This window comes from Flavobacterium proteolyticum, from assembly GCF_015223105.1.
GTDB lineage: Bacteria > Bacteroidota > Bacteroidia > Flavobacteriales > Flavobacteriaceae > Flavobacterium > Flavobacterium proteolyticum.
On sequence record NZ_JADFTZ010000001.1, the window covers coordinates 675,358 to 689,688 of the forward strand.

Annotated in this window: 13 protein-coding genes; 8 read left to right on the plus strand and 5 right to left on the minus strand. The window is 32.1% G+C overall.

Features of this window, described 5'->3' with window-relative positions; all coding sequences use genetic code 11:
• The first annotated feature begins 4 nt into the window (after positions 1-4).
• Positions 5-814 (plus strand): hypothetical protein, encoded by an 810-nt coding sequence (locus tag IM755_RS02980; RefSeq protein WP_194093551.1) that lies wholly within the window; start codon positions 5-7, stop codon positions 812-814.
• Between the two features lie 171 nt (positions 815-985).
• Positions 986-3,205 carry a TonB-dependent receptor family protein gene (locus tag IM755_RS02985; RefSeq protein WP_194093552.1) on the plus strand — a complete coding sequence of 740 codons (2,220 nt, stop codon included), beginning with the start codon at positions 986-988 and terminating at the stop codon, positions 3,203-3,205.
• A gap of 203 nt (positions 3,206-3,408) precedes the next feature.
• Here the strand turns inward: IM755_RS02985 and IM755_RS02990 are convergent, their stop codons facing one another.
• The 4 genes from IM755_RS02990 to IM755_RS03005 form a co-directional block, all read right to left on the minus strand.
• Positions 3,409-4,242, minus strand: coding sequence for an HAEPLYID family protein (locus IM755_RS02990; protein WP_228063900.1), 834 nt, complete (start codon positions 4,240-4,242; stop codon positions 3,409-3,411).
• A gap of 107 nt (positions 4,243-4,349) precedes the next feature.
• The gene (locus IM755_RS02995; RefSeq protein ID WP_194093554.1) at positions 4,350-4,739 is read right to left on the minus strand and encodes a hypothetical protein; all 390 of its coding nucleotides are present in this window, start codon (positions 4,737-4,739) and stop codon (positions 4,350-4,352) included.
• A gap of 57 nt (positions 4,740-4,796) precedes the next feature.
• The gene (locus IM755_RS03000) at positions 4,797-5,615 is read right to left on the minus strand and encodes a ZIP family metal transporter (protein ID WP_194093555.1); all 819 of its coding nucleotides are present in this window, start codon (positions 5,613-5,615) and stop codon (positions 4,797-4,799) included.
• 2 nt (positions 5,616-5,617) lie between these two features.
• Complete coding sequence (locus tag IM755_RS03005) at positions 5,618-6,265, minus strand: metal-dependent transcriptional regulator (protein ID WP_194093556.1); 648 nt, start codon at positions 6,263-6,265, stop codon at positions 5,618-5,620.
• An 84-nt stretch (positions 6,266-6,349) separates the two neighbouring features.
• On the opposite strand from IM755_RS03005, the gene IM755_RS03010 reads away from it, so the two are divergent.
• The 6 genes from IM755_RS03010 (at position 6,350) to IM755_RS03035 (ending at position 12,736) form a co-directional block, all read left to right on the plus strand.
• The gene (locus IM755_RS03010) at positions 6,350-8,545 is read left to right on the plus strand and encodes a TonB-dependent receptor (protein WP_194093557.1); all 2,196 of its coding nucleotides are present in this window, start codon (positions 6,350-6,352) and stop codon (positions 8,543-8,545) included.
• Entirely contained in the window at positions 8,545-9,684 is a 1,140-nt protein-coding gene (locus IM755_RS03015) for a lycopene cyclase family protein (RefSeq protein WP_194093558.1), read from the plus strand. Before IM755_RS03010 ends, IM755_RS03015 begins: the two co-directional genes overlap by 1 nt.
• Positions 9,685-9,786: 102 nt before the next feature.
• The gene (locus tag IM755_RS03020) at positions 9,787-10,197 is read left to right on the plus strand and encodes a BrxA/BrxB family bacilliredoxin (protein WP_194093559.1); all 411 of its coding nucleotides are present in this window, start codon (positions 9,787-9,789) and stop codon (positions 10,195-10,197) included.
• Between the two features lie 86 nt (positions 10,198-10,283).
• Entirely contained in the window at positions 10,284-11,018 is a 735-nt protein-coding gene (locus IM755_RS03025; protein ID WP_194093560.1) for a lysophospholipid acyltransferase family protein, read from the plus strand.
• A gap of 5 nt (positions 11,019-11,023) precedes the next feature.
• On the plus strand, positions 11,024-12,022 hold the full coding sequence (locus IM755_RS03030; protein WP_194093561.1) for an acyl-ACP desaturase: 999 nt from the start codon (positions 11,024-11,026) through the stop codon (positions 12,020-12,022).
• 69 nt (positions 12,023-12,091) lie between these two features.
• Entirely contained in the window at positions 12,092-12,736 is a 645-nt protein-coding gene (locus IM755_RS03035; protein WP_194093562.1) for an HD domain-containing protein, read from the plus strand.
• Between the two features lie 33 nt (positions 12,737-12,769).
• Here the strand turns inward: IM755_RS03035 and IM755_RS03040 are convergent, their stop codons facing one another.
• Entirely contained in the window at positions 12,770-14,320 is a 1,551-nt protein-coding gene (locus tag IM755_RS03040) for a hypothetical protein (protein ID WP_194093563.1), read from the minus strand.
• Positions 14,321-14,331 lie beyond the last annotated feature (11 nt).

Here is a 14,331-nt window from a genome sequence, read left to right on the forward strand (position 1 = left end):
ATTGATGAAAAAAACATTATTTGTTCTGATTACTATTTTAACTTTAAATAGTTTGTTTTCTCAGAAAATCGACAAGTCTAAAAGTGAATTAAAATCTGGAAATTCTTCTCGTTCTTCGAGTTCGGGTTCTTCCAGAAGTTCTTCTTCAAATGACTTTGGATTAGCAGGATTATTTGTTGAAGGATTTTTATATGTGAGTTTTTATTCCACTATTGGCGATTATAGAAGCGAAAATCATTTGTATAATTCACTTTCTAAATATCCTTATTTCGATGGCGAATCTGGAAATTTTAGAAATGACAACGACAGTATTCAATATGGAAATTTGATGCGATTTGATGTTGAAAATCATTTTCTTTACAGCAACAACAATATATTTGGAAATCATCTAAAAGCAAAATTTAGACCTTTTCAATATTTTTATGTGCAAGCTGATTACCGAGAACTGTTGGAAAAAAACATATTTACAAATCGTTTTTCAAACCTGTCATTGTTTCAATTTAACGTGGCTTATGATAGGATTCGATTTAAAAAATTCAATTTAGGTTGGACGCTTGGCGCTACTTACGTTGGTAATGATGTTCAAAAAGTAGGCTTCTCCTATGGTTTGCATACTGATATTTTTGCAATAAAAAACATCAGTTTTAATAGTGCGATGATGTGGAGCAAAATAAATGGTTTGCCTGTAAATTCTTTTGAACTTAGAGGAAAATATCACAAAAAGAATTATTTTTTCTCGTTAGGATATGAACACTTAAAAATTGCTTCACCTAATTATAATTTCATAACAGTTGGAGCAGGTATATACTTTTAAAAAAGTTGTTTTTATTACAAAATGTTAAAGTTTTTATCGATTTTTTTTTAAAAACAATTTTTTTTTCTTAAAACTCCCAATTGTAAATAATTCGACAAAAATCTTTATTTATAATTTGTCTAAATAAATTTTAGTGATTATTTTTGCTTTGTAGAATTAATCTAAATAAAGATGAAATATATAATTGCTCCAATTACCCTATTAATCTCAGGAATAGCTTTTTCACAAGAAAACGAAACTAAAAACGATTCTGTAAAAACATTAAAAGAAGTTGTTGTTTCTGCCAATCAAATCATCGGAAGTAAATTTGAAGCAGCTAATAAAACAGGTTCAGCTTCCTACATTTCAACAGAAGATTTACAAAAATTCAACTATACCGATATCAACCGTGTTTTAAGAACAGTAACAGGAGTTAATGTTTATGAAGAAGATGGTTTTGGCTTAAGACCAAATATCAGTTTAAGAGGAACTTCACCTGATAGAAGTGCAAAAATCACTCTAATGGAAGATAACGTTTTAATTGCTCCAGCTCCATATTCAGCACCAGCAGCCTATTATTTCCCATCAGTTGCTCGTATGAGTGCTGTAGAAATCTTAAAAGGAAGTAGTCAAATTCAATATGGACCATTTACTACGGGTGGTACTATCAACTTTGTTTCGGCAGCGATTCCTAAAAAATTTAGTGCAGGATTTTTAACGGATTACGGAAGTTTTAATACGAGTCGTACTGTTGCTAATGTTGGAATTGCAAATGAAACGGTAGGCGCTGTGGTTCAATTCTTAAACTACAATTCAGATGGTTTTAAAAATTTACCAAGTGGTGCCAACACAGGTTTTGACAAAAAAGATGTAATGGCTAAATTTAGAGTGCAATCTAAACCTACTAGTAAAATTTACAATGCTATTGAATTTAAAATGGTTTATGCAGATGAAGATGCTAATGAAACATATTTAGGTCTAACAGAGGAAGACTTTAATAATTCTCCTTTTATGCGATATGCAGGTTCGGAAAAAGATAACATTACAACAAAAAATAATCAATTTTCGGTTACACATACCTTAAAAACAAGCAACTATTTTAGTGTAACCACAACGGCTTATCGTAATAAGTTCTCAAGAAACTGGTACAAACTAAACGATGTACGTTTTGGTGGAACTACTTACAACATTGATGCAATTTTAGAAGATCCAACAACAAATGCATTAGCTTTTGATTATGTAACAGGTGCACAAAACTCACCAAACAACGCTTTACGAGTTCGTGCAAACAATAGAGGATATTTAGCTCAAGGAGTTCAAACTAAGTTAGATTTTCATTTCTTAACAGGAGACGTTTACCATGATTTAGAAATAGGCGTTCGTTATCACAAAGACAGCGAAGACCGTTTTCAATGGAATGATAGCTATGCTATGATTGATGGTTCGATGGTATTGACTACAGCAGGAACTCCAGGAACACAAGACAACAGAATTGCTTATGCTGAAGCACTTGCAGCACACGCATTATACAAAATCAAATATAACGACTTAACTGTTACGCCTGGTATACGTTTTGAAACTATAGATTTATTAAACAAAAACTACGGAACAAATGACGTAACAAGAACGGGCGCAAACTTAGTTGAAAATGATAATCATGTTAAAGTTTGGTTACCAGGTGTTGGAGCAAATTATAGAATCAACAATAACTTATCATTTTTCGGAGGAGTTCATAAAGGTTTTGCACCACCAACAAACAGAGAAGGGACTGAAGCTGAGAAAAGTGTAAATTACGAATTAGGTTCTCGTTTTAAATACAACAAATTGTCAGGAGAAATTGTAGCGTATTTTAATGACTATTCTAATCTATTAGGTAGCGATTTAGCTGCAAGTGGTGGTTCTGGAACATTAGACCAGTTTAACGCAGGTGAAGCAAATGTAAAAGGAATTGAGTTGTTATTAAACTACCAAGTTTTAAAAGAAGAGAGTAAATTCAAATTACCAATTACTTTTGGATATACTTTAACCGATACCGAATTTGTTAACGAATTTGCAAGTACAGATGGAGCTTGGGGAACAATCACAAAAGGAGATGAGATTCCATACATTTCAAAACACCAATTTAATGCTTCAATTGCATTAGAACACGCTAAATTTGAATTGATTTTAGGTGCAAGATTTAATGGTGAATTCAGAACAGTTGCCGGTCAAGGTTCTATCCCAAATGAATTTTCTGTACCAAACAATACGGTTGTAGATTTTGGTTCAAAATATAAATTCAACAAACATTTTAGCCTAACTGGAAACATCAACAACCTTTTTGATACTACTTATTTAGTTTCAAGAGTTCCAGCAGGATTAAGACCAGGAATGCCTTTCAGTGCATCAATCGGAATTGCCGCTCAATTTTAATAATTTTCAGTTAGTTTTAAGTTAATAAAAAAGCAATCTCAATAATAATGAGATTGCTTTTCTTATTTTTGCATTATGGATATACAACAAATCTTAGTTTACCTTTCATTAGCCATAGCCGTAGGTTTTTTGGTAAAGAAATTCTTTTGGAAAAAACGCCCAAAGAAATCAAAACCTTGTGGCGATGATTGTGCTTGTCATAATTAGTGCTTCTTTTTATGACTTGGTTCGTATATCAATCGTAAGAACGAACTAAAACGTTCATTTTCTCTATTTACTGGAATTCCAGTAACAATTCCTACCATTAGATTTTCAGCAATTCCTACTCTCATTTGTGGACGAATGGTCATATCAAAATCGTTATTGTGATTGATTTCTTTATTGAATTCTATTCCAATAAAATTACGAGTTCCCGGAATCATATAATGAAAATTGGAATTGATTTGGTAATTCGTATGCCAAGAATTCTCACTAAAATTATGCTCAAAAACAGGTCCGGTGTACAACAATGTATGAAAATTATCGCCCCATCTTTTAGCTGCTACAAAAAACGGATTGTATAGATTTCCTTTAAAAAATCGATCATTGTCATAATTTTTAAATTCCGTCATTTCAAATTCATGAATGTAGCCAATTGCTAGGGAAGTTTTATACTTTTCCGAAACCAAAAAAGAATATTGAGCAGCTAATTTTAAGCCATTAAGCTTGCTATTTGGAGCCTTTACATCATTTGCTAATGGATAATAAAACGAAAAAGGTAATTCAATTTCCAAACCCAAACGGTCTATTGGCGCCCATTCGTATTCTACCAAGGCAGTGTATTTATCATACGAATTAGCATCCGCTAAACCAAAACCAACATTCCATTCTTTTTCGCCTTTTCGAGCTCCCAAATCCCGAATTAAATCAATATAAAGCGGCTCGGCATGTAAGATTTTAGGTCGAAGTTTTGGGTTTTCAACTTCTTGAATAAACAAACTGTCTTTTATTTCGTTTTCAGTTTGTGCTTGTAATGGAATTGTAAAAAGGGAAACCATCAACCCTACTAAAACATAATAGTGTGTTTTCATATTCTAATTTGATAGTAATAAACATGTAAAAATTACTCCGTTTTTGGAGTTAAAATAAGTTATAAAAAATCAAATTAAATAAGTGGTGGTGGCGAAGTTATTTCTAAAGAAATACTATCAAAAAATGGTAATTGTAAAATCGACTTTTCATTGGAATTCCAATTAAAGTTATTACTGTTAAAACCATCATTTAGATTGAAAACAAAAAAATCTAAAGAAGTCGATTTTTTTATTGATTTTTGAGAAGTATTCTCAACATCATCTTGCTCAGAAATAGCATTTTCAAAACCCAATACTTTTTCAACCAAAAGTTCTACAATACTCTCTTGATCGTTGAATTTTAGATTTTCTTGTTGAGAAAAAATTTGGACATCAGGTGCATCTACACTACAATTCAAGAAATAAAACGCCATGAAAATCCAAAGGAATTTTCCAAAACTAGTTCTATTTATCAATCGTATCATGACGCAAAAATAAACATCGAAAATACAATGTAAAACGTTTTAACAAAGATTTATAGCTTAACCTAGAGCTACATCTAAAGTCATCATCACGATAAATCCGCCGATAAAACCTAACGTAGCGATATCGGTATTTTTATCTTGTTGCGTTTCAGGAATTACTTCTTCAACTACTACAAAAATCATGGCTCCAGCTGCAAAAGCCAGCGCATAAGGTAAAATTGGAGTGAAAAAAGTAACAGCAACAGCTCCTAAAACTCCAAAAATTGGTTCTACTATAGCAGATGATTGTCCGTACATGAAACTTTTTCTTCTGTTCATTCCCATTCTTCGTAATGGCATAGAAACGGCAATTCCCTCAGGAAAATTTTGAATTCCAATACCAATAGCCAAAGTAACCGCTCCAGCAATTGAAGCTTCTGGAATTCCCGCTGCGACTCCGCCAAACAAAACCCCAACCGCTAATCCTTCAGGAATATTGTGCAACGTAATGGCTAATACTAAAAGAGTGGTTCTTTGCCAAGGCGATTTAATTCCTTCCGTTTCTTTGAAATTAATGTGCATGTGAGGCAACACTTTATCCAATCCAAAAATAAATAAAGCTCCCATAGCGAATCCAACCGTTGCTGGAATTACTTTTACAAAACCTTCTCCATGACTCATTTCGATAGCAGGAGCTAATAAACTCCAAAAACTTGCTGCCACCATAACACCTCCTGTAAAACCAAGCATTCCATCTAACACTACACGATTCATATTCTTAAAAAAGAACACAAATGAAGCACCAAATGCTGTTAAACCCCACGTAAATGTTGTAGCCAAAAAAGCCGCCAAAATAGGGTCAATACTCTCAAAAAAATGGATAATTGAATCAAACATAATTATTGAACGTATAAATTATTAGCAATTTTATTGGAAATCGTTAATCTTTTTCCATCAATTTCAACGGTTAACGTGTCATCAAAATCTTCTCTGTCGATTACCTTAACAACCGAACCTAAAGCTATTTTTTGCTTATCTAAATATTTTAAAAAATCGGTTGAAGAATCTTTTACTCCGACACAATGAAATGAAGCATTTATTTCCACTTCTGATAAGAGTTGTTTCTCTATTTTCTTAATCACACCTTTTGCATCTGGAATAGGATCTCCGTGTGGATCAGCAACTGGAAAACCTAAAAAAGCATCCAATTTATTAATTAATTGTTCGGATTTGATGTGTTCTAATTCTTCAGCAATTTCATGCACTTCATCCCAAGAAAAACCTAATTTATCCACTAAAAAAACTTCCCACAAACGGTGTTTTCTCACAATCATTTTTGCTGAAAAAAATCCTTTATCTGTTAAAGTAACGCCTTGGTATTTTTGATAACTTACCAAATCTTTATCCGAAAGTTTCTTCAACATATCGGTAACCGATGACGCTTTGGTATCTAGCATTCCTGCTATAGCGTTAGTATTAACGCCTTTTGGAGAAACCAACGACAAATGATAAATAACTTTAATATAGTTTTCTTCCGAAATGGTCATAAACAATTCATTTTGACAAATATATAAAGTTTTTTTAGTTTTGTAAATGTTTTATTTTTAGTTTTGTCTAAATTTAATTTTATAATGTTTAAAATATTTATTTATACAACCCTACTTTTCTCACTTTTTACCTTTTCACAAAACACCATAAAGGGTAAAGTGACAACTAAAAATGAAGCTTTGTCATTTACCAACATTTATATAAGTGAATTAAATAAAGGTGTTGAAACCGATGAAAATGGTTTATATGAATTTAAAGATATTCCATCTGGTTCTTATACAATTACAGCTTCCTACATTGGGTTTAAACCCGAAAAAAAGAAGATAACGCTCACAGAAAACAACGAAACAACCCTTAACTTTAACCTAATTGAAGATGCAAACACATTAGATGATGTGGTAATTTCTGGAACTCTAAAACCCGTTTCAAGAATGGAAACTCCTGTTCCCGTTGAAGTATATACCACTGCTTTTTTAAAGAAAAACCCAACTTCTAATATTTTTGAAGCTTTACAAAACGTAAACGGTGTTCGCCCTCAACTCAATTGCAACATTTGCAACACTGGCGATATTCACATCAACGGATTAGAAGGTCCGTATACGATGGTTACGATTGACGGAATGCCGATTGTAAGCGCACTTTCAACTGTTTATGGCTTATCAGGAATTCCGAATTCTTTGATTGAGAGAGTTGAAGTGGTAAAAGGTCCAGCATCAAGTTTATATGGAAGTGAAGCCGTTGGAGGTTTAATAAACATTATTACCAAAAAACCTTTGAGTGCACCTTTGTTTTCTGCTGATATTTTTTCGACTTCTTGGTTAGAAACCAATGTGGATTTAGGTTGGAAAAGTTCGGTTGGAAAAAAAGCGGTTACTTTAATCGGCATCAATTATTACAATTACAACCAACCGATTGACAATAACAACGATAACTTTACCGATGTAACCTTACAAGAACGCATTTCCATTTTCAACAAATGGAATTTCGAACAAAAAAACAACAAAGAATTCACCATCGCAGGACGATTATTTTACGAAGACCGTTGGGGTGGCGAAATGCAATGGAACAAATCGTATCGCGGTGGTTCGGAAGTGTATGGAGAAAGCATTTACACTAAACGTGTAGAACTTTTGAGCAAATATCAATTACCAACTACAGAAAACATGTATTTATCGTTTTCAATGACTGCTCATGACCAAAATTCGGTGTATGGAAATACGATTTACTTGGCAAATCAAAAAATTGCTTTCGGACAATATACTTGGGATAAAAAGTTAGAAAATCACAATTTGTTATTGGGAGCAGCTTTTCGTTATCAATATTATGACGATAATACACCGGCGACAATTTCGGCAGAACAGACAAAAATTTATAGTGTTTTTCTTCAAGATGAAATAAAATTGGCTACAAAACATCATATTTTATTAGGTGCTAGATACGATTACAATAACAATCACGGAAACATTTTTACACCTAGAATTGCCTACAAATGGAATCCAACCGAAAACGATGTGTTCCGAATTAATGCCGGAACTGGATTTAGAATTGTGAATTTATTTACCGAAGATCACGCCGCTTTGACTGGATCAAGAGACGTTATCATTACTGAAGATTTAAATCCTGAAACTTCGTACAATATCAATTTCAATTATTTGAAGAAAATTAGATTTGAAAATGGCACTTTTTTAGGATTTGAAACTTCGGCTTGGTATACGTATTTTAACAACCAAATTATTCCAGATTACGACACCAATCCGAACCAAATTATTTATTCCAACCTAAACGGATATGCCCAAACTTTGGGAATTAGCGGTAATATCGATTTGGTTACGTCTTTTGGATTGAAAGCAATTCTTGGTTTTACGATTATGGAAGCAAAGAATGTTCAAAACGGAGTAAGTTCAACACCTGTTCTAACAGAAAAATACAGCGCCAATTGGGCCATAACGTACGATATTCCAAAATGGTTTTTATCCATTGATTACACTGGGAATTTATACGGACCGATGCGATTGCCGATTTTAGGCGATTTAGACCCAAGACCTGAATATTCTCCTATTTGGAGTTTGCAAAACATTCAGTTTACTTATAAAAAATTTCGTAGTTTTGAACTTTATGGCGGTGTAAAAAATATTTTGAATTGGACACCAAACAAAGGAACTCCATATTTAATAGCTGGAGCTGAAGATCCTTTTGGTGAAAATTTTGACGCAACTTATGTGTATTCACCTAACCAAGGAATTAGAGGCTTTTTAGGAATTCGATATACGATTTATTAATGCAACATTATCATTACATTTTTACAGGTTCAGGATTATCGGCTTTAATGACAGTTTATGAAATGCTTGTATCTGGAAAATTCGATGACAAATCCATTTTACTAATTGATGAAAATACTAAAAAAGTAAACGATAGAACTTGGTGTTTTTGGGATGAAGATAATTTATTTGAAGACATCGTATCAAAAAAATGGAATCAAGCGATTTTTGCGAATGAGAAATTTAATCGAGTTTTAGAATTAGCACCTTATCAATACAAGAAAATTAATGGTTTGGATTTTTACGAATCGGTTTTCAAAAAGATTTCCGAACATAAAAACATTCATTTTCTAAATCAAAAAGTAGTTGATTTTACAGAATTAGGAAATCATTGCATTGTAAAAACAGAACAAGAGGCTTTCACTTGTAACAAGGTTTTTAATTCTATTTACAATCCAGAAGCTGTAACCTCACAAACCAAATTTCCTTTAATCCATCAACATTTTATAGGTTGGTTTATTAAAAGTAAAGAAGCGGTTTTTACTCCAAATTGTGCTACTTTCATGGATTTTTCGGTGGAACAAAAAGGCAATACGCGTTTTATGTATGTTTTGCCAACATCAGAAAATGAAGCGTTGTTGGAATACACCTTATTTTCAAAAAACTTACTTTCTAAGGAAGAATACGAAGCTGAAATTCAGAAATACATTGAAAATTTAGGTATAACAGAATACGAAATCACAGAAAAAGAACAAGGGAATATTCCGATGACGTGTTATCCGTTTTGGAAACACAACACTAAGAATATTGTAAATATAGGTTCGGCTGGCGGTTGGACTAAAGCAAGTACAGGTTATACTTTTAAAAATGCTTCCAAAAAATCAAAAGCTCTAGTTCAATTTCTAAAATCTGAATCTGACTTTACGAAATATCACAAAAAAGATAAATTTTGGTTCTATGATTTGTTGTTGTTGGATATTTTGAGTTCAAAAAACGAATTGGGTTCTAAAATATTTTCTTCGATGTTTAAAGAAGGAAATTCAAGTGTAATTTTTAAATTTTTAGATGAAGAAACTTCTTTTTCAGAGGATTTGCAAGTGATTTGGAGATGCCCAAAAATGATTTTTGTGAAAGCTTTATTTGGTAGAATTTTCAAATAAGAGCAAACTATCCAATCATAACAAATCTTTATGAATTGGTATTCTGTAACTAGCAAAAAACTTTGTAACTTTGCGAATCGTTAACTTATAACAATATACATTATGTATCCAGAAGAAATGGTAAACCCAATGCGTGCTGAATTAACAGATGCAGGTTTCAAAAATTTATATACAGCAGATGACGTAAAAAACGCTATCAAAGCTGAAGGAACAACTTTAGTGGTGATTAATTCGGTTTGTGGTTGTGCTGCTAGAAATGCGCGTCCAGGAGCAAAAATGAGTTTAGAAGGTGGTAAAAAACCTGCTAACTTAATCACTGTTTTTGCTGGAGTAGACAGAGAAGCTGTTGATGCAGCAAGAGCAGAAATGTTCCCTTTTCCACCATCGTCTCCAAGTATGGCATTATTTAAAAATGGAGAATTAGTTCACATGTTAGAACGTCATCACATCGAAGGTCGTCCTGCAGAATTAATTGCTGAAAATTTAAAAGACGCTTACAGCGAATTTTGTTAAGATACTATGCTGGCATACTATAAAAACCACCAAAACATTGGTGGTTTTTTATTTTATAGCTTACTTTTGCTCAAATTGATTTTCATATGGAAAAAATTCTTTCATACCCACTATCAATAGTTTATTACATTCTATTCTTACTTTGGTTATTGATTTTCCACCCAATACAATGGATTTGCTTCAATGTTTTTGGGTATAATGCGCATCGTTTAAGTGTGGCTTATTTAAACTGGTTTTTGGTTAGAACCGCACATGTTGTTGGAACCACCTATCATATTAAAGGAATGGAAAATGTTCCTGAAAACAAACCTTTAGTTATTGTTGCAAATCATCAAAGTTTACATGATATTACTACAATCATTTGGTTTTTACGAAAAGTGCACCCAAAATTCATCAGTAAAATTGAATTAGGAAAAGGAATCCCTAGTGTTTCATACAATTTAAAACACGGAGGTTCGGCTTTAATTGACAGAAAAGACCCAAAACAAGCTTTACCTGAAATTAAAAAAGTAGCCGAATTAATTAATAATAATAATTACTCGGTTGTCATATTCCCAGAAGGAACAAGAAGTAAAACCGGAACCCCTAAACCATTTGCAGTGAACGGATTAAAAATGTTATACAAATTTGCTCCAGATGCCTACTTCTTGCCAATTACTATAAATAATTCATGGAAAATGACTAAATTCGGTACTTTCCCTCTCGGATTAGGAACTCGTTTAGAATTCACCATTCATGAGCCTATGAAAATTTCAGAACATCCGTTTGAAGAAATTTTTGAAAAAACCGAATCTGTAATTACAAAACATATTAAAATATAACCCCTATGTCTATTCAAAATGTCCGTTTAGAAGTGATGCAATTTTTAGAAAAAAAAGTGGATCATTTCATGGAAGAATTCTTAATTCCTGTCGAAAAAATTTGGCAACCAACTGATTTATTACCTGATTCGTCAAAAGAAAATTTCTTAGAAGAAGTAAAAGAACTACGCGAAATCGCAAAAGATTTACCTTATGATTTCTGGGTTGTATTAGTAGGTGATACTATTACAGAAGAAGCTTTACCAACATACGAAACCTGGTTAATGGATGTTGAAGGTGTTTCGCAAAAAGGAGAAAAAGGCGATAACGGTTGGGCAAAATGGTTACGCCAATGGACAGGTGAAGAAAATCGTCACGGTGATGTTTTAAACAAATACTTATACCTTTCGGGAAGAGTTAATATGCGCGAAGTTGAAATTACAACACAGCATTTAATCAACGATGGTTTTGATCCCGGAACTGATCGAGATCCATACAAGAACTTTGTTTTCACTAGTTTTCAAGAATTAGCTACGTATGTTTCACACAATCGTGTAGCACAGATGGCGAAGAAATTTGGTGATAAAAAATTATTCAAAATGTGTAATTTAATTGCTGGAGACGAAATGCGTCATCACTTAGCCTATAGTGAATTTGTAAAACGTATTTTTGAAATTGATCCAAGCGAAATGATGTTGTCGTTTCAATACATGATGAAGAAAAAAATCACAATGCCTGCACATTTAATTAGAGAATCTGGTGAAAGTATTGGAACTGCTTTTGAAAAATTCTCAGAATCAGCACAACGTTTAGGTGTTTACACGGCAATGGATTATGTAGACATTCTAAAAAAATTGAATGAAAAATGGGAGATTGATAAAATCTGTAATCTTACGGATGAGGCTGAAAAAGCTCGTGATTACTTAATGAAACTACCTGAAAGAATGACAAGAATTTCGGAACGATTAGTAGTTCCTGCTGAAGGGCAACTTTTTAAATGGGTGCAACCTGCTTTGGTAAAATAACATTCTGAAATTAAAATTTAAGATTCCAAATTCAATTATGAGTTTGGAATTTTTTTGTAAATTAGAACCATGCAAATTATCAATAATACTATACTTTTTGTAAAGAATCAACTAGCTCATGCTGAGGGTGGTCACGATTGGTTTCACATTGAACGCGTTTATAAAAATGCTTTATTAATTGCCGAAGGCGAAGAATGTGATTTAACCGTAGTAAAACTTGGTGCACTTTTACATGATATTGCCGATTCTAAATTTCATGGTGGCGATGAAACGGTTGGTCCTAAAACAGCGAGAACTTTTTTAGAATCGCAAAATGTTTCAGAAGACATTATTTTACATGTAATTGCTATTATTGAAAATATTTCGTTTAAAGGCGGAAATTTCGAAAAGAAATTCAATTCCAAAGAATTAGAAATTGTTCAAGATGCCGATCGATTGGATGCGCTTGGCGCGATAGGAATTGCTCGTACTTTTAATTATGGAGGATTCAAAAACAGACCTCTTTACAATCCAAATATTCAACCAAACTTAAACATGAGTAAAGAGGAATATAAGAATAGTGAATCGCCAACTTTGAATCACTTTTACGAAAAACTATTACTTTTAAAAGACAAAATGAATACCGAATCAGGTAAAAAAATCGCCCAAAAACGCCATGATTTTATGGTAACGTTTTTGAGTCAATTTTATGCTGAATGGGACGGACAGGAATAAAAAAAGGAGATTGTGAAAACAATCTCCTTTTTTTTATAAAGTAACTTTTAGTAGTTGTTTTTTCTTGCCTTTTCGACCTATGAAATAAACAGAATTTTTAGAAAGTGCACCATCCGAAACCATAAATGGTACTTCATTTGCTTTATCATCTAAAATTTCTTGAAAACTAAAATTTCCATCTGGAGTAATTCTTATTACATTAAGATTAGATCGTTTTGTACTTGTTTGACCAAATTGAATTCTATCATTACTCAATTTCTTTACTTTTTCGCCTGTATTGATAAAAAAGTACGTATCGTTTCCTTTGATTGTAGAAGTATACGAAATATAAGATTCATCCCCGCTAGTTGATTGACGCTTGTTTATATTTCTTGCCCAAATAATACTACCGTCGTTTGCCATTTTTGCACTTACAATATCATCATAATGATAAACATATCTCCAATAACCACCACCATTAGGAGTACTTTGATAATGTGATGTTACGTAATATTCTTCTGCATTAAAAACAATTTCATTTTGTTGTGTTATCAAAATACCTCTAAAAGATAAATTTTTCAATTCTTTATCTTTATTTTTTCCGTATTTATCAATAATAAATTGCTCGGTAAATGGATTGTATTTCGATTTACGAATTGCCAAAGTAATTGGGTCTAGTTCAAAATAACTAATTCCTTTGAAGCGATAATCTTTTCTATCAGAATAAAAACCAATACAGGTTAATTTATCTTGAAAAACAATTGTTTTTAATGAACCTGAAAAATGCTCATCAGTGTCAAAAACTTGTGTTGCTTGCCCTTCATTACTAATTCTGGTTAACTCATACTGATATTTTCCACCTTCTTTTTTCTTCTTTTTCTCTTCTGTAAAAACCTTACCTAAAAGATATAGATTCTTTCCATCTTTTGAAACATCGATATTTTCGTATACAAACTTTTTATCTTTGATATCTCGTTTAAAATTGTGTTCAATATTTTTGTTCAACTTGTTGTCAAATAAAAATACTTTGTGTGTTTCTGTATTCTTATCTTTAATATCAATTGTAATAGCAAATGCTGTTTTATCTTCATTAACTATAAAGTTTGTTCCTGAATCTCCATCAAATTGATTATCTCCAAACCATTGTGATTTCATTACATCTTCACTAGCAATTCTGAAAAGTTCTTTTTTATTAAATTTAAACTCATTGATGCTTGAAGTTAATGCTGAACAAACAAAAGCTTTATCTTTTGTATTATATACAAAATCAATTAAACTAACTTGATTTCCATTCATTATAACGCCTAAAATTGAACCATATTTTTCAATATCAGAACGTTTCATTTCATATTCATATTCTTTAATTAATTTCAAACTAGAATCGTAATGTTCAAAATAATATCCAGCTCCTGAGGAAAACAATCCTCCTGCATAACTTCTTACAATAAAAACACCGTCATTTCCATCATCCTCTACTAAAACAATAGACGAATGTTTATATTCATCTTTAAAAACTTGACTTTTTGTTATACTATGTGGAATTTCCTGAGCATAAAAATTAGTAATCGAAAGGCTTATAATTAAAACCGTTAAAAAATTTTTCATATTTATAAATT

Coding starts and splice junctions, on each gene's coding strand:
- IM755_RS02995 (WP_194093554.1), bottom strand. CDS start 4,739: ATGATACGATTGATAAATAGAACTAGTTTTGGAAAATTCCTTTGGATT.
- IM755_RS02980 (WP_194093551.1), top strand. CDS start 5: ATGAAAAAAACATTATTTGTTCTGATTACTATTTTAACTTTAAATAGT.
- IM755_RS03015 (WP_194093558.1), top strand. CDS start 8,545: ATGCAACATTATCATTACATTTTTACAGGTTCAGGATTATCGGCTTTA.
- IM755_RS03040 (WP_194093563.1), bottom strand. CDS start 14,320: ATGAAAAATTTTTTAACGGTTTTAATTATAAGCCTTTCGATTACTAAT.
- IM755_RS03010 (WP_194093557.1), top strand. CDS start 6,350: ATGTTTAAAATATTTATTTATACAACCCTACTTTTCTCACTTTTTACC.
- IM755_RS03000 (WP_194093555.1), bottom strand. CDS start 5,615: ATGTTTGATTCAATTATCCATTTTTTTGAGAGTATTGACCCTATTTTG.
- IM755_RS03035 (WP_194093562.1), top strand. CDS start 12,092: ATGCAAATTATCAATAATACTATACTTTTTGTAAAGAATCAACTAGCT.
- IM755_RS03030 (WP_194093561.1), top strand. CDS start 11,024: ATGTCTATTCAAAATGTCCGTTTAGAAGTGATGCAATTTTTAGAAAAA.
- IM755_RS03020 (WP_194093559.1), top strand. CDS start 9,787: ATGTATCCAGAAGAAATGGTAAACCCAATGCGTGCTGAATTAACAGAT.
- IM755_RS03005 (WP_194093556.1), bottom strand. CDS start 6,265: ATGACCATTTCGGAAGAAAACTATATTAAAGTTATTTATCATTTGTCG.
- IM755_RS03025 (WP_194093560.1), top strand. CDS start 10,284: ATGGAAAAAATTCTTTCATACCCACTATCAATAGTTTATTACATTCTA.
- IM755_RS02990 (WP_228063900.1), bottom strand. CDS start 4,242: ATGGTTTCCCTTTTTACAATTCCATTACAAGCACAAACTGAAAACGAA.
- IM755_RS02985 (WP_194093552.1), top strand. CDS start 986: ATGAAATATATAATTGCTCCAATTACCCTATTAATCTCAGGAATAGCT.